This is a genomic window from Streptomyces sp. NPDC107454 (genome assembly GCF_055582885.1).
In genome coordinates this window covers 289,188-307,480 of the sequence record NZ_JBVJPA010000007.1, presented here as the reverse complement: position 1 = coordinate 307,480, position 18,293 = coordinate 289,188, and the positions used below count along the sequence as shown (strand labels likewise).

General features: G+C 73.0%; 16 protein-coding genes. 10 read left to right on the top strand and 6 right to left on the bottom strand.

The window, feature by feature from the left end:
* Positions 1-17: 17 nt before the first annotated feature.
* Entirely contained in the window at positions 18-896 is an 879-nt protein-coding gene (locus tag ACZ69M_RS19660) for a lysostaphin resistance A-like protein (protein WP_470051361.1), read from the bottom strand.
* A gap of 506 nt (positions 897-1,402) precedes the next feature.
* Between ACZ69M_RS19660 and ACZ69M_RS19655 the strand changes: the two genes are divergently transcribed.
* A complete protein-coding gene (locus ACZ69M_RS19655) occupies positions 1,403-1,855 on the top strand; it encodes a hypothetical protein (RefSeq protein WP_470051360.1) in 453 nt (150 codons plus the stop codon).
* A 66-nt stretch (positions 1,856-1,921) separates the two neighbouring features.
* On the opposite strand, the gene ACZ69M_RS19650 is transcribed toward ACZ69M_RS19655, so the two are convergent.
* Both ACZ69M_RS19650 and ACZ69M_RS19645 read right to left on the bottom strand, forming a co-directional pair.
* Entirely contained in the window at positions 1,922-2,287 is a 366-nt protein-coding gene (locus ACZ69M_RS19650) for a hypothetical protein (RefSeq protein ID WP_470051359.1), read from the bottom strand.
* 184 nt (positions 2,288-2,471) lie between these two features.
* Positions 2,472-3,602: a TDT family transporter gene (locus tag ACZ69M_RS19645; RefSeq protein WP_470051358.1), complete on the bottom strand. Its 1,131-nt coding sequence runs from the start codon at positions 3,600-3,602 to the stop codon at positions 2,472-2,474.
* A 97-nt stretch (positions 3,603-3,699) separates the two neighbouring features.
* Here ACZ69M_RS19645 and ACZ69M_RS19640 point away from each other — a divergent pair, with 97 nt between their 5' ends.
* Positions 3,700-4,632: a LysR family transcriptional regulator gene (locus ACZ69M_RS19640; protein WP_352047993.1), complete on the top strand. Its 933-nt coding sequence runs from the start codon at positions 3,700-3,702 to the stop codon at positions 4,630-4,632.
* Between the two features lie 313 nt (positions 4,633-4,945).
* Positions 4,946-5,911 (top strand): phosphotransferase, encoded by a 966-nt coding sequence (locus tag ACZ69M_RS19635; protein WP_470051357.1) that lies wholly within the window; start codon positions 4,946-4,948, stop codon positions 5,909-5,911.
* On the opposite strand, the gene ACZ69M_RS19630 is transcribed toward ACZ69M_RS19635, so the two are convergent.
* Both ACZ69M_RS19630 and ACZ69M_RS19625 read right to left on the bottom strand, forming a co-directional pair.
* Entirely contained in the window at positions 5,880-6,560 is a 681-nt protein-coding gene (locus ACZ69M_RS19630; protein ID WP_470051712.1) for a gamma-glutamyl-gamma-aminobutyrate hydrolase family protein, read from the bottom strand. The two genes, ACZ69M_RS19635 and ACZ69M_RS19630, sit on opposite strands and share 32 nt — an antisense overlap.
* Positions 6,561-6,676: 116 nt before the next feature.
* Positions 6,677-7,414 (bottom strand): FadR/GntR family transcriptional regulator, encoded by a 738-nt coding sequence (locus ACZ69M_RS19625; protein ID WP_470051356.1) that lies wholly within the window; start codon positions 7,412-7,414, stop codon positions 6,677-6,679.
* A 77-nt stretch (positions 7,415-7,491) separates the two neighbouring features.
* Between ACZ69M_RS19625 and ACZ69M_RS19620 the strand changes: the two genes are divergently transcribed.
* From ACZ69M_RS19620 to ACZ69M_RS19600, 5 genes are all read left to right on the top strand, one after another.
* On the top strand, positions 7,492-8,862 hold the full coding sequence (locus ACZ69M_RS19620) for a glutamine synthetase family protein (RefSeq protein ID WP_470051354.1): 1,371 nt from the start codon (positions 7,492-7,494) through the stop codon (positions 8,860-8,862).
* A gap of 11 nt (positions 8,863-8,873) precedes the next feature.
* Entirely contained in the window at positions 8,874-10,253 is a 1,380-nt protein-coding gene (locus ACZ69M_RS19615; protein WP_470051352.1) for an aldehyde dehydrogenase family protein, read from the top strand.
* A 62-nt stretch (positions 10,254-10,315) separates the two neighbouring features.
* The gene (locus ACZ69M_RS19610; RefSeq protein ID WP_470051710.1) at positions 10,316-11,086 is read left to right on the top strand and encodes a 3-oxoacyl-ACP reductase; all 771 of its coding nucleotides are present in this window, start codon (positions 10,316-10,318) and stop codon (positions 11,084-11,086) included.
* Positions 11,087-11,110: 24 nt separating this feature from the next.
* A complete protein-coding gene (locus ACZ69M_RS19605) occupies positions 11,111-12,391 on the top strand; it encodes a haloacid dehalogenase-like hydrolase (RefSeq protein ID WP_470051350.1) in 1,281 nt (426 codons plus the stop codon).
* Positions 12,392-12,419: 28 nt separating this feature from the next.
* Positions 12,420-13,277, top strand: coding sequence for a DUF2510 domain-containing protein (locus tag ACZ69M_RS19600; protein ID WP_470051348.1), 858 nt, complete (start codon positions 12,420-12,422; stop codon positions 13,275-13,277).
* Positions 13,278-13,283: 6 nt separating this feature from the next.
* On the opposite strand, the gene ACZ69M_RS19595 is transcribed toward ACZ69M_RS19600, so the two are convergent.
* Positions 13,284-14,486 (bottom strand): amino acid deaminase/aldolase, encoded by a 1,203-nt coding sequence (locus tag ACZ69M_RS19595; RefSeq protein ID WP_470051346.1) that lies wholly within the window; start codon positions 14,484-14,486, stop codon positions 13,284-13,286.
* 680 nt (positions 14,487-15,166) lie between these two features.
* Here ACZ69M_RS19595 and ACZ69M_RS19590 point away from each other — a divergent pair.
* Together ACZ69M_RS19590 and mycP are read left to right on the top strand one after the other, a co-directional pair.
* Positions 15,167-16,993 (top strand): hypothetical protein, encoded by a 1,827-nt coding sequence (locus ACZ69M_RS19590; RefSeq protein ID WP_470051344.1) that lies wholly within the window; start codon positions 15,167-15,169, stop codon positions 16,991-16,993.
* Complete coding sequence (gene mycP / locus ACZ69M_RS19585; RefSeq protein WP_470051342.1) at positions 16,990-18,249, top strand: type VII secretion-associated serine protease mycosin; 1,260 nt, start codon at positions 16,990-16,992, stop codon at positions 18,247-18,249. Before ACZ69M_RS19590 ends, mycP begins: the two co-directional genes overlap by 4 nt.
* Positions 18,250-18,293: the final 44 nt, after the last annotated feature.

The following is an 18,293-nucleotide window of genomic DNA, read 5'->3' as shown; positions in this document are numbered from 1 at the left end:
CCTCCAGTCGGCCTGTCTCAGTGCCGGGCCCGCCGCCGGGGCAGCAGACCGCCGCTCCGGTGGGCGAGGACGGCCATCGAGACGGTGATCAGTACGCTGATGACGATGGGCACGATCGACGCCTCCAGACCGAATCCGCCGCCGGTCAGCAGGGCGGAACCATGGACGTCGACGGTGTACAGACCCTCGGGGGTGTGTCCGGAGACCGGGATGCCGAGCAACTGCTCGACAGTGTTCCAGGCGAAGTGCAGACCCACGACGAACCAGATGCTGCGCCGCCACAGGAACGCGGCACCGAGCATGGCGCCCGCCTCGAGAGCGATCGCCACCGCGCTCCACCCATTGGCTCCGGGAGCCCCCAGGTGGGCGACGCCGAAGAACAGCCCGGTGATCGCGACGGCGGCCCGGCTGCCCCACAACTGCTCCAGGGCCTGCAGGGCGAGACCGCGGAACAGCAGCTCCTCGGTGACCGCGGCGCCGATCTGCACCATGACCGCGGACCACACGACCGACACGAAGCCGTTGCCCGCCCAGGAGAACGAGTAGCCCCCGAGAGCCGTGATCAGGAGTGCGGACACGAGGATGAAGGCCAGACCGATCCCGCCGCCGAGCAGTAACTCCCGGCCGGCCCCATGCCGGGCGATCTCCGGCGTGGAGCGTCGTGCGACGAAACGCATGACCGCCCAGTACACGGCCACCGCGGCAGCCGCTCCCAGCGCCGGCACCGGACCGGGACCCGTCGCGGTCAGGCCCGAGACGAGACCGACACCGACCATGCCCGTCAGCATCCAGCCGAGTGGAGAGCGAACGATCCGGCCGAAACGGCCGCCCCGGCCGTCGCCCTCTTCGTCCGGGCCGGATCCTGTGTCGTGCGGTGCGGTGGACGTCGTGCCCATCGTGGCCTCCCCTTGTGATGATGGTCGCACCGGTGGCGACCCGACGACCACGCTAGGAACCAGCCGACGTCCGCGAGTCACCCCCACATCGACAATCCCTGTAGCTCTCAAGGGGGATGCGCCACCCCCGCCCGCCCATCCAGGGCGGGTATCAAGTCGTGATCAATCTGGCGGACCGTTCCGCGCCATGGATCGGATCCGGTAGCGCATCCTGCATGACACGGGTGCAACTGAAGGACGATGAAGGGGATTTCATCGGTCGGTACCTGCCGATTGGCAGGTACCGGTGGATCACTGTCCGCGATCGGTGTTGCGAGCAGCGCAGGAGTATGCCGCTCGTGTTGTCACGGCACCCGTCGACCCGCCCTCGGACGGGAGTCCCACAGGGGCAGCCGCGATGCCTCAGCCTGAGGAGTGGCCGTCGCGGTCTGTGCCGGATGGAGCGGCCGTGCTCTGTTCGCTCTGCGGACTTTCGAGTGGTTGTCCTGGTTGACAGGATGGTCGACATGGAGATCATCCCAGGACAAGGCGTGGCCCTCGTCAGGATCGGCGATCCGCGCTCGCAGGTCGAGGAGCGCGTCGGGTCGCCGTATCACGGCCCAGGCGGACAGCGGGCCGTCTACACCACCTCACCCACGCTGGTGATCACCTACGCGGCTGACGAGACGGTCGAACTCGTGGAGATCGCCTACAGCGGCGAAGGCGGCGATGCCGAAGCGCACTACGACGGGGTTCAGCTGACCCATCGCTTTCTGGATGACGTCGTCGCGGACCTCCACGCCCTGGGGCACTCGAGCACACCCTCGGACATCGGCCACGACTTCCACGCCGGCTTCTCCGTGTGGTCCATGCATTCGTTGTGGGCGCTCGACCTCGACCCGGATGCCGGCGAGGACGACGAACGCGCGGTCTCCGAAGGAGTCTCGGTGGCGCCGTACACCTACTTCACCGAAAGGTAGGCAGAGGCCGGGAAGTGGCGGGCCCGCCCGGAGAGCGAACGCACTCCGGTGCCACCCCTCCGCAGCTCAGCCGGTGTGCCGGTCCGTGGAGAGCAGCCACTGCCAGCGTTGACGTTCCGTGACGAGGGTGGCGGCCACGAGGAAAAACACGGGGACTGCCGCAGAGATGGGCCATGCCGACCATGCGGCGATCGCGGCAGCAGTGAGCTGGAGCAGCACGAGCAGGATCGTGACCCTACCCGAGACAGGGACGATCACCTGCGCCTTGTCTCCGGGAGTGGAGAAGACGGTCGGGAGGCCGACCAGTACCACCACCGCCAAGACGGCAAGCAGCCATGAGTACTTGGACAAGGCCCAGGGAGTCGCCACCCAGGCGACGAGTTCCGCAGCGAAGCGCAGGACGGATGCGATGCGGTCGTCCGGTCTCTCCATGTCCGCCCCCACAAGCTGTGTCGACCACCGGCGGGAGATCCTACGACCACGGATGGGGCCGTGAACGCGCTTCGGTGATCCACGTCATCCGTATCCCCGCCTCCAGGCGGCGGGGATACGGATGAGGAACAAACCGCGGCCGGTCCCACGAGGGCGGTGAAGGCTGGGGGCGCGGCGCAAGAGGTTACTTTCGGCCGGGTGTTGCGAGGAGCTTGCCGCTGAGCAGGCCGCGTGCGGTGTGGGCGGTGGCCACGCACCAGGCGGCTACGAGAAGGGCGTACAGGGCGACCGCGAGCCAGTCGAACGCGACCAGCCCGGTGTGCCGGGCCAGGCCCTCGGCGCCGGTGACACAGGTCCCCACCGGGAAGGTGAACGCCCACCAGGTCATCGCGAACCCCATGCCCTCGCGGCGGGCCCGCGCCACCAGCGCGGCGGCGAGGCCCAGCCACAGCAGTGCGAAGCCCATGACGGGGACGCCGTAGAGGACGGCGAGCATCCCGAAACCCTGGTCGTAGGGGGCAGGCACGACGCCCGGTGCGAAGTCCGCGAACTTGCCGACCGCGGTCGTGGACTGGCCGAGCGGACCGAGCACGAGGAACAGCGTCGGAGTGAGCGCGAGCGGCAGCGGCCCCGCGGTGATGAGCCGGGCGAAGATCACCGGCAGCATCACGAAGGTGGCCAGCAGGCTCAGCCCGAACAGCGCGAAGCACCCGAGAAGCAGGGTCTCCCGGGGCTGGCCCGGGGGCAGGTGGGGCACCAGGAGCGGCCCGACGGCGGCCGACACCATGGGCGCGACGAGGGGGAGCAGCCAGACGGGTGTGGCCTGGTCGGCGCGGATGCGGTGGCGTACGACCATCAGGTACGGGATGGCCAGGGCGGCGGCGAGTCCGACGGCCGTGCCGGCGGTGAACAGTACGGCGTCCACGGCGACCGCGGCCCGCGTCCCGATCCAGTCCCGGCCGACGACGAGGGCGCCCCCGCCCACGGCCAGCAGGGCCATCGCCAGGCAGCCGTAGAAGGGGGCCATGGCCGGGTCGAGGAGGTGGGCGCGGGCCTGGTCGCGGTGGTACCTCCAGTGCAGAGCGCGGGCGCCGAGCACGGTCACGAGCATGAGTGCCGAGAAGGCCCAGACAGCCGTGCAGACGGTTCGCAGGCCCGGGACGTCGCCGGGGAGTCCGGCGCCCGCCGTCGCCACGATCGCGGTGCCCATGACGGAGGCGTACCAGTTCGGGCCGAGGTGCCGGACGGCGGTGACGCGCTGGCGTCCGACTTCGGCGACGGGGGGCGACAGGAGGGGCTGGGCTGCGGTGACCATGCGTCCACGGTCGCGCGCCCGCCGGGTCCCCACCAGGGAGTACGGGTCTATGGGGGCATAAGCTGGCTTTATGGGTGTGAGTGCTGAGGGATCACGGATGGAGGGTGGCCGGTCGGGGGAACCGGGACCGGTCGCGGTCGGGATCGCGCATCGGGTGCCCGACCTCGGGGCGCTGGAACTGCTGCTCGCGGTGGCGCGGCTGGGGAGTCTCGGGCGGGCGGCGCGGGAGCTGGGGATCACCCAGCCCGCGGCCAGCAGCCGCATCCGTTCCATGGAACGGCAACTGGGTGTCGCACTCGTCGACCGCTCGCCCCGGGGCTCGCGGCTCACCGACGCCGGGGCGCTGGTCACGGACTGGGCGCGGCGGGTCGTGGAGGCGGCGGAGGCGTTCGACGCGGGGGCGCAGGCGTTGCGGGACCGGCGGGACTCGCGGCTTCGGGTGGCGGCGAGCATGACCATCGCCGAGTATCTGCTGCCGGGGTGGCTGCTCGCGCTGCGTGCGCAGCGGCCGGACACGGCGGTGTCGCTTCTCGCCGGGAACTCGACGGCCGTGGCGGAACGTCTCCTCGCGGGCGAGGCGGACCTCGGCTTCGTTGAGGGACTGTCCGTGCCGGCCGCGCTCGACTCGACGGTCATCGCGCACGACCGGCTGATCGTGGTGACGGCGCCGGGGCATCCGTGGGCCCGGCGTCGCGCGCCGCTCGCGGGGGCGGAGCTGGCCGCGACGCCGTTGATCCTCCGGGAGGAGGGGTCGGGTACGCGGCAGGTTCTCGACGCGGCGTTGGGTGGGTTGGCGCGGCCGTTGATCGAGCTTTCCTCGACTACGGCGGTGAAGGCGGCGGCGGTGAGCGGGGCGGGGCCGGCCGTCCTGAGCGAGCTGGCTCTCGGGGAGGAGCTGTCGGCGCATCGTCTGGTGAGCATTCCGCTGTCCGACGTCCAGCTCCGCCGGGACCTCCGGGCGGTCTGGCCCACGGGCCACCGGCCCACGGGCCCGGCACGGGAACTGCTCTCACTGACACGGGGCTTGTAGGCCGGCACCCCTGGGCTCCGCCCCTCCCGACCCCGGGTGCGTCTCGCTGCGGGCGGGTGGGGGCTGGTCGCGCAGTTCCCCGCGCCCCTGGGTGGGGCTGCGCCCCGTAGTCCCCGGTTGTCCGGGTTGGTTTGGCTGCGGGCGGGTGGGGGCTGGTCGCGCAGTTTCCCGCGCCCCTGGGTGGGGCCGCGCCCCGAATTCCCGCTCGGCCCCTAGAGGCCTTTGGCCCGTGCGGTGTTTGAGGGGCAGGCCGGTGCGGGGGGTCGGGAGAAATCGGTGGCGGTTGGGGGCGGGGCCCCGCAGGATGCGGGGCATGCATCCGATCGCTCCGCCCGCCGCGGGCCTGCGCACACCCTGGGAAGAACTCCCGCGCACGCTCCGGGACGCCGTCGCGGACGTGCTCGGGGCGCCGGTGCGCACGGCGGTCACGCAGGAGGGCGGCTTCTCGCCCGGCGCCGCCGCCCGCGTGACCACCACGGACCACCGCCGTGCGTTCGTGAAGGCGGTCAGTGGAGAGACGAACCCCGACAGCCCCTCCCTGCACCGAACGGAGGCGAGGAACGCCTCCGCACTCCCGCCGAACACCCCCGCCCCCAGGCTCCTCGGTACCTACGACGACGGCACCTGGGTCGCCCTGGTCCTCGAGGACGTGGCGGGCCGTCAGCCCCATGTCCCCTGGCGGGAGGACGAGTTCAGACGTGTCCTCGACGCCGTCGAGGAGTTGGGCCGGGCCCTGACACCGGCCCCGTTCGACGCCCCGACCGCCGCACAGTCCCTGGCCCACGCCTTCCAGGGGTGGCGGCAGCTCATCGACTCCGGGGACACCGGGGGCGATGGCCTCGACCCGTGGACCGCGGCGCACCGGCACGAACTGGCCGAACTCTCCGCCCCGTGGGCCGAGTTCGCCACCGGCGACACCCTCGCGCACGCCGACCTGCGCGCGGACAACGTCCTGCTCACGAAGGACGGCGGGGTCGTCTTCGTCGACTGGCCGCACGCCGTGCGCGCCGCCCCGTGGTTCGACCTGCTGCTGATGCTGCCCTGCGTCCGCGCCCAGGGCGGCCCCGACCCGGAAGAGGTGTTCACCGCCCACCCGCTGGGCCGCGATGCCGACCCGGAAGGCGTCACCGCCACCCTGGCGGCCCTCGCCGGCTTCTTCGTCCAGCAGTCCCGGCAGCCACCGCCCCCGGGACTGCCGACCCTGCGCGCCTTCCAGCACGCCCAGGGCGCCGCCGCCCTCGACTGGCTCAGGAAGCGGCTCGCACCAACGCCCGCATGACCCTCAGGTCCTCGCCCATCTCGGGATGCCACTGCACACCCAACACCCAGCGCGAAGAGGGGAGTTCGATCGCCTCCACCGTTCCGTCGGGCGCGTGCGCCGAGGCCTTCAGTCCCGCTCCGAGGCTTTCGACCGCCTGGTGGTGATAGGTCGGCACGGCGCATGTCTCCGGCACGACATCCCCGTACAGACTCCCCGCCACCGGCGTCACCTCGTGCCGCCCGAAGACCCCGACGTCCTTCACATGCCCGTCGATGTGCTGGACGAGCGTGCCGCCGAGGGCGACGTTGAGGAGCTGCATGCCCCGGCAGATGCCGAGGAGCGGAGTGCCGGACGCCAGCGCGGCGTCGATCAGGGCGAGTTCCCAGGCGTCGCGGGCGGCGGCCGGCGGTCCGGTCCGCGGGGAGCGCTCGGCGCCGTAGTGGACGGGGTCGACATCGGGGCCGCCCGCGATCACGAGGCCGTCGAGACGGGCGACGGCCGACGCGGCGTGGGAGGGGTCGTCCGGCGGCAGCAACGCGGCGAGACCCCCCGCCGCCTGGACGAGCCGCGGATAGCCGGCCGGCAGCAGAGCGGCCTCCAGCTCCCACACCCCCCAGCGCGCCCCGGCCTCCAGATACGTACTCACGCCGATCAGCGGTCTGGCCACGCCGCTCACACCGCCCACGTCGCCCGCACCGTCCGTACCTCCCACGCCGCGCTCCCTACGGATTCAATGGAATGCAGTCATACCTTTGAAGTCTCTGTACGGTACCGGCAGAGCGTTCACGCCAGGAAGCCCCGCAGCAGCGCCGCCGTCCCCGCGCAGTGCTCCCGCGTCATCTCCCGCGCCCCGTCCGCGTCCCCGTCGAGCACCGCCTCGACCAGCGCGGTGTGCTGGCGCTGGGAGTGCTCGAGGTTGCGGACCAGGAGCGGGATGCAGTCGAGCAGGTCGTTGACGGAGGCGCGGACGGCCGCGTACTGGGCCGTCAGCGACGGCGAACCGCTCAGCTCGGCGAGGGTGAGGTGGAGCAGGGTGTCCAGGCGCCGGTAGTCCGCCAGCGGCGCCTCGTGCGTGCGGGCCAATGCCTCACGCAGCCGCTCCGCCTGCTCCGCGGAGAGCCCGTGCGCCGCGCACAGCCCCGCCGCACCCACCTCCAGCACCTCACGGAAACGAAGGACGTCCTCGATGTCGACCTCGGCGAACCGGCGCCGCAGTTCGTCCTCGCCGGGCGTCTCGGCCCTCGGCACCACGAACGTGCCCCCGTACCGTCCGCGCCGCGACTCGACGAGACCCTGGTCCTGGAGCACCTTCAGGACCTCGCGCAGCGTCACCCGGCTGATCCCCAGCCGCTCCGCGAGCTCCCGCTCCGCGGGCAGCCGTCCGCCGCCGGGCACCAGCCCCAGCCTGACCACTTGGAGGATCTGCTCCAGTGCCTCTTCGAAACCGTTGCCCGCCCGCACCGGCCGCAGCACCGGCGTCAGTCGGTCGTCCACACCACCGTCGGCTTCCGCCCGCGTCATCTGGTCGTGCCCCCTTCCCAAGCAATGGTTCTCGGCAATACCTTATGGCTCTCGGCTGACCCAAGGAGGCTTTTCCGGTGGCAGACCGCACACCCCCGCTCGCCGTCGAGGAGCTGCACGCTCTCGTCGCCGGCGGCGAGATCGACACCGTCGTCCTGGCCTTCCCCGACATGCAGGGGCGGCTCCAGGGCAAGCGGTTCGCCGCGCGCTTCTTCCTCGACGAGGTCCTCGAGCACGGCACGGAGGGCTGCAACTACCTCCTCGCCGTCGACACCGAGATGAACACGGTCGACGGGTACGCCATGTCCTCCTGGGACAGGGGCTACGGCGACTTCGCCATGCGCCCCGATCTCAGCACCCTACGGCGGGTGCCGTGGAACGAGGGCACCGCCCTGCTCGTCGCCGACCTCGTCTGGAACGACGGTTCCCCGGTCGTGGCCGCGCCCCGCCAGATCCTGCGCCGCCAGCTCGACCGCCTCGCCGCACTCGGCTACACCGCCCAGGTCGGCACCGAGCTCGAGTTCATCGTCTTCAAGGACACCTACGAGCAGGCCTGGGACACGGGCTACAAGGGGCTCACCCCGGCCAATCAGTACAACATCGACTACTCGGTCCTCGGCACCGGGCGCATCGAGCCGCTGCTGCGCCGCATCCGCAACGAGATGCAGGCCGCGGGGCTGACCGTCGAGTCCGCCAAGGGCGAGTGCAACCCCGGCCAGCACGAGATCGCCTTCAAGTACGACGAGGCCCTCGTCACCTGCGACCAGCACGCCATCTACAAGACCGGCGCCAAGGAGATCGCCTCCCAGGAGGGCGTCTCGCTCACCTTCATGGCGAAGTACAACGAGCGCGAGGGCAACTCCTGTCACATCCACCTCTCGCTCGCGGACGCGGACGGCACGAACGTGATGGCCGGCTCGGCACAGGACCCGGGCGGCATGTCCGAGGTCATGCGGTACTTCCTCGCCGGGCAGCTGGCGGCCCTGCGCGACTTCTCGCTCCTCTACGCGCCCAACATCAACTCCTACAAGCGCTTCCAGCCCGGCTCCTTCGCGCCGACCGCCGTCGCCTGGGGATACGACAACCGCACCTGTTCGCTCCGCGTCGTCGGCCACGGCCGCTCGACGCGCTTCGAGAACCGGCTGCCCGGCGGTGACGTCAATCCGCACCTGGCCGTCGCCGGGCTCGTCGCGGCCGGCCTGTACGGCATCGAACAGAAGCTGGAGCTGCCGGAGCCGTGCGCGGGCAACGCGTACACCGCCGAGTACGCGCACGTGCCCACCACCCTGCGCGAGGCCGCCGAGCTCTGGGAGAACAGCCCCATCGCCAAGGCCGCCTTCGGCGACGAGGTGGTCGCGCACTACAGCAACATGGCCCGCGTCGAGCTGGAGGCCTTCGACGCCGCGGTGACCGACTGGGAGCTGCGCCGCTCCTTCGAACGCATGTGAGAGGTCCTTCCTTGTCGAACGAGCTCGATCTCCAGGTACTCAACCCGGCCACCGAGGAGGTCCTCGCCACCGTCCCGGCCGCCACCGCGGCCGACGTGGACGCCGCCGTCGTACGCGCCGCGCGGGCCCAGGCGACGTGGGCGGCCATGCCGCCCGCCGACCGCGCCCGCCTGCTGCGCCGCTTCGCGGCCGCCGTCGACGGACACCTGGAGGAACTCGCCCGGCTGGAGGTGCGCGAGGCCGGGCACACGGTCGGCAACGCGCGCTGGGAGGCGGGCAACGTCCGAGACCTGCTCGACTACGCGGCCGGGGGAGTGGAGCGGCTCACCGGCCGCCAGATCCCGGTTCCGGGCGGCCTCGACGTGACCATCCTCGAACCGCTCGGCGTCGTGGGCGTCATCGCGCCCTGGAACTTCCCGATGCCGATCGCCGCCTGGGGCACCGCCCCGGCGCTCGCGGCAGGCAACGCGGTCATCCTCAAGCCCGCCGAGACGACCCCCCTGACGGCGCTGCGGCTGGCCGAGCTGGCTCTGGAGGCCGGTCTGCCCGAGGGGCTCTTCCAGGTGCTCCCCGGCCACGGCCCGGTCGCGGGCAACGCGCTCGTCGAGCACCCCGGCGTCGCGAAGATCGTGTTCACCGGGTCAACGGCCGTGGGCAAACAGGTGTTGGCGAAGGGCTCGGCCCTGCTCAAGCGCGTCACCCTCGAACTCGGCGGCAAGAGCCCCAACATCGTCTTCGCCGACGCGGATGTCGAGGCCGCCGCCGCAGCGGCTCCGATGGCCTTCCTCGACAACTCGGGCCAGGACTGCTGCGCCCGCACCCGCATCCTCGTCCAGCGCTCCGCCTACGACCGTTTCATGGAGCTGCTGGGCCCCGCGATCGAGGCGGTGACCGTCGGCGACCCGGCGGACGAGAAGACGGACATGGGCCCGCTCATCTCCCGGGTCCAGCTGGACCGCGTCCGCTCGTACGTCCCGGAGGGCGCCGAGGGCATCCGCGGCAAGGCCCCCGAAGGCCCCGGCTTCTGGTTCCCGCCCACCGTCCTCAGCGGAGTCGAGCCCCACGCGCGTGTGGCCGTCGAGGAGGTCTTCGGCCCCGTCGCCGTCGTCCTGCCCTTCGAGGACGAGGCGGACGCGATCCGGCTCGCCAACGCCACCGAGTACGGCCTCGCCGGCTCCATCTGGACCCGTGACGTCGGCCGCGCCCTGCGCGTCTCGCAGGCCGTCCGCGCCGGGAACCTGTCCGTCAACTCCCACTCCAGCGTCCGCTACTGGACCCCCTTCGGCGGCTTCAAGCAGTCGGGGATCGGCCGCGAACTCGGCCCGGACGCGCTCACCGCCTTCACCGAAACCAAGAACGTCTTCATCAGCACGGAGGGCCCCGCACAGTGACCGAAGCCACCGCAGGCACCGCAGGCACCGCAGGCACCGAAGCCGCCGCGGACGCCGAAGGAATCATCTGCCGCCGCCTCGTCGGCCGTACCGCCGTCATCACCGGCGCCGGCAGCGGCATCGGTCTCGCCACCGCACGCCGGCTCGCCTCCGAGGGCGCCCACGTCGTCTGCGGCGACGTCGACGACGCCCGCGGCAAGGCCGCCGCCGACGAGGTCGGCGGGATCTTCGTCAAGGTCGACGTCACCGACCCCGAGCAGGTCGAGGCGCTCTTCAAGGCGGCGTTCGACACCTACGGCTCCGTCGACATCGCCTTCAACAACGCGGGCATCTCGCCGCCCGACGACGACTCCATCCTGGACACCGGCCTGGAGGCCTGGAAGCGCGTCCAGGAGGTCAACCTCACCTCCGTCTACCTGTGCTGCAAGGCCGCGATCCCCTACATGCGACGCCAGGGCAAGGGCTCCATCATCAACACGGCGTCCTTCGTGGCCCGGATGGGCGCGGCCACCTCGCAGATCTCGTACACGGCCTCCAAGGGCGGCGTGCTGGCCATGTCCCGTGAACTGGGCGTCCAGTTCGCCCGCGAGGGCATCCGCGTCAACGCCCTGTGCCCGGGACCGGTCAACACCCCGCTGCTCCAGGAACTGTTCGCCAAGGACCCCGAGCGGGCCGCACGCCGGCTCGTCCACATCCCCGTCGGCCGGTTCGCCGAGGCCGAGGAGATCGCCGCGGCGGTCGCCTTCCTCGCCAGCGACGACTCCTCCTTCGTGAACGCCTCCGACTTCCTGGTGGACGGGGGGATCTCGGGCGCGTACGTCACGCCCCTGTAGATCGCCCCGGTGTATGCACGTTCCATGCGCCATCGATCCGTTCGTGTCACCTTCGCGTGGACCCTCGTCGCGGCCGCCACCCTGGCGGCCGCGCCGACCGCCTCCTCCGGCACCCGTCCCGACTGCCCGCGGCTTTCCGCGCGCTGGTACGGCGACAACCGCGCCCACCTGCAACAGGTGATCGACGAGCGAGGCATCTGCGCCGGGCCGATCCCCCCGACGGGCCGCCCGGTCGCCGCCTTCGACTGGGACAACACCGTCACCAAGAACGACGTCACCGACGCCACCCTCGCCTGGGCCCTGGGACACGACAAGATCCTGCGCCCCGCGCGCTGGCGGGACACCAGCCAGTGGCTCACGGACGCGGCGGACCGGGCGCTGACCGCCGCCTGCGGCACCACCACACCCGCGGGCGCACCCCTCCCCACCTCGACCGAGCCCCGCTGCGCCGACGAGATCCTCGAGATCCGCGAGAACGGCCGGACCATGAGCGGCGCTCCCGCCTTCGCCGGTACCTGGAACCACCGGCGCACCGTCCCCCAGTACGCCTGGGTGCCCCAGCTCTTCGCCGGACGCACCGTCGCCGAGCTGACCTCGTACGCCCGCAGCGCCCGTGCGCAGGCACTCGCCGCGCCCCTCGGCTCGACGCGGACCCTGGGCACGCACACCGTCCCGGCGTACGTCCGCTACTACGATCAGCAGCGCGAGCTGATCCGTACGCTCCACCGGGCCGGATTCGACGTCTACGTCGTCTCCGCGGGCGCCGAACCGGTCACCGAGGTCTGGTCGAGGGGGGTCGGCATCGACGCCCGGCACACGATCGCCATCCGGTCGGTCCTCGACCGGCGCGGCCGGATCACCACCCGCAACGAGGGCTGCGGCGGCGTACCGGCGACCCGGGGCGAGGCCATCCCGTACATCGACGGCAAGCGCTGCTGGATCAACCAGGAGATCTACGGCGTCCACGGCGCCGCGGCCTGGCAGCGGCAGGACCCACGCCACCGCACCGTGCTCGCGGCCGGCGACGCAGACACCGATGTGACCTTCGTCGGGGACGCCACCGGAGCCCACCTCGTCCTCAACCGCAACAAGAGCGAACTCATGTGCCGCGCGTACGACGACGCCGACGGCCGTTGGGTGATCAACCCGATGTTCATCGGGCCGCTGCCGCGCAGGCCCGAGCCGTACCCGTGCGCGACCAGCGCCCACCACGCGACAGGCGGCGGCGCGGAACCCGTCCTCAGGGACGACGGTTCGGTCGTACCCGACCAGAAGGACACCGTCTACGGAACACCCGTGTACTGACGTTCGGGGCGCGCCCTAGAGTGCCGGAATGAGCATGACGCCCCCGCCCGGTTGGTACCGCGACCCCTCGTACCCGCTCGTCGAGCGCTGGTGGGACGGCACCGCCTGGACGGAGCACCGGCGAGGACCCGAGGCACCCCAGATGCCCCTGGCGCCGCCGCGACCCGTCGTCGGCGGCTCCGGACGTGCCAAGGCCGTGGCGCTCGTCACCGCCGGAGCCGTCCTGGTCACCGCGATCGTCACGGGCGCCTTCGTGCTCGGCCGGGAGGGCGGCGGGGGCACCGCGGCGGCACGGACCACGCCGCCCGCCGCACCCACAGCGACCAGCGGCTCCCCGGCCGGCCCGTCCTCCGGCGACCCGTCCGTCGTCGTGGACGAGCTCAACGGCATCGCCCTGCCGCTGTTCGACGGCTGGGTCCGCGCCCAGGACGTGGCCGAGGACGACGTCATGATGACCACCCCCGGTACCTACGACTGCCCGGGCGACCCCGGTCTGTGCCGGCACGGGCGGGTCGTCTCGCGCACCGTCACCGCGAACGACGAGAGGTCCCCGAAGGCCCTCGCCGAGCACGACATCGCGGACGCCACGAGCACCGCGTACGACCGCGACCTCCTCGACAACCGGCCCTTCCACGGCGTCACGTCCCACCGGCAGCTGCGGGCGAGCCCGGTCGCCGTCGCGGGCGGCATCGGATACCTCGTGCGCTGGCAGGTGAAGACGGGGGTGGGACCCGGGGGGTACGTCGAATCGCTGGCGTTCCCCTCCGGCGTGGGCTCGGGGGCCCTCGTCGTCGTCCGCTTCGTGTTCGACGCGGGTGCGGACGGGCCGCCGCTCACCGACATGGACCGGATCACCGAGGGAATCCGGCCGGTGGGCACGCGGTGAGCCCGGCTACAGGAAGGTGTGGCCCTCTCCCCGGTACGTCGGGACGGTCGCCGTCACCGTGTCGCCCTCGACCAGGTGCAGCGCGTCGAACCGCTCGCACAGCTCCCCGGCCTTCGCGTGCCGGAACCACACCTTGTCGCCGATGAGCAGGTCGTCCGCGGGGGCGCCGAGCAGCGGCGTCTGCACCTCGCCGGGGCCCTCCTGGGGGTCGTAGCGCAGGCCCTCCGGCAGGTGGGGGACCGGCAGCCGGTCGGGGCCCGGGGCGCCCGAGGCCGGGTAGCCGCCGCCGAGCACCGTGACGACCCCGACACCCGGCCTGCGTACCACCGGCTGCGCGAAGAGCGCGGCCGGACGCCCGCTGAACGACGTGTAGTTGTCGAACAGCCGAGGAACGTACAGCCCGGAGCCCGCCGCGATCTCGGTGACCGCGTCCTCGGCTGCCGTGTGCTGCACACTGCCCGTCCCGCCGCCGTTGACGTACTCGAGGTCCGGCTCCACGTCCCGTACGGCACGGACCACCTCGGCGCGCCGCCGCGCGAGCTCCTTGCGGGCGGTGGCCTGCATGAGCCTGATCGCACGCGACCGCAGGGGCCGCCCCGCGACGGCGTCACCGACACCCGCGACATGCCCCTCGTACGCCATGATCCCCACCAGCTTGAACCCGGGCCGGCGCACCACGGCGCGGGCCAGGTCGGCGACCTGGGCGGGCGAGTGCAGCGGCGAGCGCAGCGCCCCGACCCGCACCCGGCCGCCGAGCAGCTTGAGCGAGGTGTCCAACTCCAGGCAGACGCGCACCACTTCGGTGCCGTCCCGGCGGGCCTCGTCGATCAGGTGGAGCTGGGCGGGGTCGTCGACCATGACGGTGACGGCGGCGGCGAGCTTGGGGTCGGAGGTCAGCTCGGCGAAGCCCCGGGTGTCCGCCGAGGGGTAGGCGAGCAGGATGTCGTCGAAGCCGGAACGGGCCAGCCAGATCGACTCGGCCAGGGTGAAGGACATGATCCCCGCGAAACCGTCCCGCTCCAGGACGCGCTCGAGCAGGGCGCGGCAGCGCACCGACTTGCTGGCGACCCGGATCGGCTTGCCGCCTGCCCTGCGGACAAGATCGTCCGCGTTCGCGTCGAAGGCCTCCAGATCCACGATCGCGAGAGGGGCGTCGAGATGAGTTGTGGCCCGGTCGTAGCGGGCCCGGTCTGCGGCGCGGGCAGTCATGACCGCAGCCTGCCAGACTCGATTACCGCAGGGTAGGGGGACGTTCCGGGCAGATGCCGCGGGCGCGCGGACTGGTTCCCTCCCTGCCCACGTCAACCCGTAGAGTGACGCGCACGCAGGGAGGAACGACCTTGTCCGGGCGGGTCGTGCCCGGGATGACGGTCCGTCGGCACGGGTATGGGTGCTCGTGACGGGTGAGTCGCCGAGGTGGTTTCTTCCGTACACGTGAGCGGCCCGGCGGATTCCGGGCCGGGTCGGTAGCCCGGGTACGAGGAAACGGGGGGTGCATGAGCACGGAAGCGCGCCGCGCCTCCATCCCGCCACGCCCGGCCATCCCACCCCGCCCGGCACAGTCACCGGGAGATTCCCCCGAGGGGACAGTCTCCCCCGGGGCGGCAGCGTCTCCCGCGCAGGACACCCCACCGCCTCCCGCGGAGGGCCGCACCGGTTCCACGCCCTCCCGCCCGGCGACCCCACCACGGCCCGCACAGGCCCCGACGAGCGGGGAGCGCGAGCCGTCCGGCCGGGCGACCCCGCCGCGGCCCGCACCGTCTCCGGCGAGTGGGGAGGGCGCGCCCTCCTGGTCGGCGACCCCGCCCCGGCCCGAACGGTCTCCGAGGAGCGAAGGCGGTGCGGCGACCGCGCCGAGGCCGGAGATGTCTCCCGGGCGTGGGAATCCGGTGCCCCCGCAGAGGCCCGAAGCGCCGCCCGCGGGGGGCGTCACGCCGCCGGCGACCCCGCCGCGACCCGAGCAGTCCCCCGTCGGCGGGGACGCGGTGCCGCCCCGCCCGAAGTACCTGCCCTCGGGCGCCACTTGGCGGCCGCGTCCGGCCGAGCCGCCCGTGGGCGGCGAGCCCTGGTCGCTGCCCAGCCCGCAGGAACCGCCCGCGGCCACCGCCCCGGTGCCCCGCCGGACGGACCCGTCCGTGGTGGGCGAGTCCTGGACGCTCCCCGACTCCGGGGACCTGCCCGCGACAGGCGCCCCGCGCCGCCCGGCGGAGCGGCCCACCACGGCTGACACCCCCGCCGCGCGCGCACCCCGGCAGAGCCGCCCGTCCCCGGCGGACGACACCATGACGCCGCCCCGCGAGGGTGCCGTCTTCCCGTCGCCCGGTCCGTCCACCGCCGGGACACCGCGGTCGGGTGGCGAGTCCCGTACCCCGTTGTCGCCCGATACCGCCGGGGCGCCTCGCGCGGGCGGTGGTTCCCGGCGGCCGACGTCGGCCGGTTCCCCCGTGGACGCGGTCTCGCGCTCAGATGAGGCGTCCGGCGCCTCCGGTGACGTCATGGCGGGCCCGGACGGCCGCGCTACCCGGGCGGCGCGCCCCTTCCGGCTCTCGCACGACCCGAAAGCGTCGGCGGGGCCGTCCTCCGCCGGTACGGCGTCCCCACAGGCGCCGGGTGCGACCGGCACCCCTGAGCCCCCGCGCCACGAACCGGCGCATCCCGGCTTCCCCGGCCGGCGCACCACCCCGGCGTCCCCGCCCCCGCCCCCGGCCTCCGCCCGCTTTCCCGACGCCCCGCCGGCCGGTCGGCACCCCGGTGCGCCGCATCCCGGCCCGGCCCGGCGGACGCCCGTACCCGAGGACGGGATCACGGAGACGACCACGCGGCTGCGCCCCGTCCCCGCCGAGCGGCCCGTCGAAGCGTCCGTCCCCGCGAGCCCGGCCCCCGGCACGGCACGCCCGTACGTGTCGTTCGCGGAGCCCGAGACCTACGACGACACCACGCGCCCGCGCCACGTCGGCGCGCGCACCCGGCCCCGGGCGGCAGCGGCCGCGGCCTGCGTCGTGCTGGGCCTCGGCCTCATCGGCGGCGCGGCCGCCGGAAGCTGGCTGACCGGCGACGGCACGGGCGCGGACGGTGCGCACAGCGCCTTCGTGGCGGCCGGAAGCCTGTGGCACAGCGTGCCCGTGGACCAGCTCTTCCCGCCCACCGTGCAGGGCCAGGGCGCGGGCCCCGGCGGCGCCGACCGCACCTGGACCCGACTCGCCGTCGCCCCGGACAGCGGCTGCGCGAACGCGTTCGATCCGCTCCTGAGCAAGGCGCTCGCCCCGGCAGGCTGCCTGCGGCTGCTGCGGGCCACGTACACGGACGCGACCCGCAGCCAGGTCACCACCGTGGGCCTGCTGTTCACCAAGGCGGACCCGGCGGCCATGACCGCGCTGAAGAACCGTTTCCAGCAGGAAGGCCTCGGCCGGCGTACCGATCTGATGCCCCGTCCGTACGCCGCCAAGGGCACCGTCGCCGCCGGGTTCGGCGACGCCCAGCGCGCGTCCTGGACGGTGTCGGTGCTCACCGACGCGCCCGTGGTCGTCTACGCGGTCACCGGCTTCGCCGACGGCCGTATCGTCACCGCACCGCAGCCCGCCGCGGACGCCATCAAGCCCGGTGCGACCACGGCCCCCGCCCAGGCGGGCCTGGGCCACGACGCACAGGGCCTCGCCGACCGCATCGAGCGCAGCCTGCGCAAGACCGTCGGCTCGGCCACGGAGAAGCCGTCATGACCCGCAAGGCCACCCGCAGGGCCACCACCAGCGGGGCCGCCCACGAGGCCGCCCGCAAGGCATCTCGCAGGGCCACCCGGAGGGCCGGAGCCCTGAGCGTCCTGGTGGCCGCCTCCCTCGCCCTGCTCCCGTCCACCGCCGCGCACGCCGACGGCATACGCGCCCAGCAGTGGGCCCTCGACGCGATGCACACCCAGCAGGCCTGGCGCACCACGAAGGGCCAGGGCATCACGGTCGCGGTCCTCGACACGGGCGTCGACGACCAGCATCCGGACCTGGTCGGCAACGTCCTCACCGGAAAGGACATGGTCGGCTTCGGGGCGCAGCGCGGTGACCGCGCATGGGCCCGGCACGGCACCGCGATGGCCGGGATCATCGCCGGTCACGGGCACGGCGTCGGCAACGGCGACGGAGTCCTGGGCATCGCCCCCGAGGCGAAGATCCTCCCCGTCCGCGTCATCCTCGAAGACGGCGACTCGGCCCGTACGAGGGCCCGCAACACCCGTGGCAACGCCCTCGCCGAGGGCATCCGCTGGGCCACCGACCAGGGCGCCGACGTCATCAACCTCTCCCTCGGCGACGACTCCAAGTCCGCCCATCCCGAGCCCGCCGAGGACGCCGCCGTCCAGTACGCCCTGAAGAAGGGCGCGGTCGTCGTCGCCTCGGCCGGCAACGGCGGTGAGAAGGGCGACCACATCTCGTACCCGGCGGCCTACCCGGGCGTGATCGCGGCCACGGCCGTCGACCAGAACGGCACCCGCGCCTCGTTCTCCACCCGCCGCTGGTACGCCACCGTCAGCGCCCCCGGCGTCGACGTCGTCATCGCCGACCCGGACGACAAGTACTACGAGGGCTGGGGCACCAGCGCCGCCTCCGCGTTCGTCTCCGGCGCGGTCGCGCTCATCAAGGCGGCCCACCCGGGCCTGTCCCCGGCGCAGATCAAGAAGCTCCTGGAGGACACCGCCCGCAACGCCCCCAGCGGCGGGCGCGACGACTCCCGCGGCTTCGGCTTCATCGACCCCGCGGCGGCCATCGAGGCCGCAGGCCGCCTCAAGCCGGACAGCACCCACGCGGCGGCGTACGGCAAGAAGTACTTCGGTACGGGTCCCGACGCCGCCCCGGACGACAACCAGCCGTCCGGCTGGGTGGGCCCGGCGGCGGGCGGCGCGGGCGTGGTCCTGCTGGCCGCGTCGGTGATCCTGTGGCGAGGCCGCAGGTTCTCAGCGCAGGACGTATCGGGCGACCTGCCCCTTTAGGGGCGCGGGGAACTGCATCAGGGGCGCGGGAAGCTGCTTCAGGG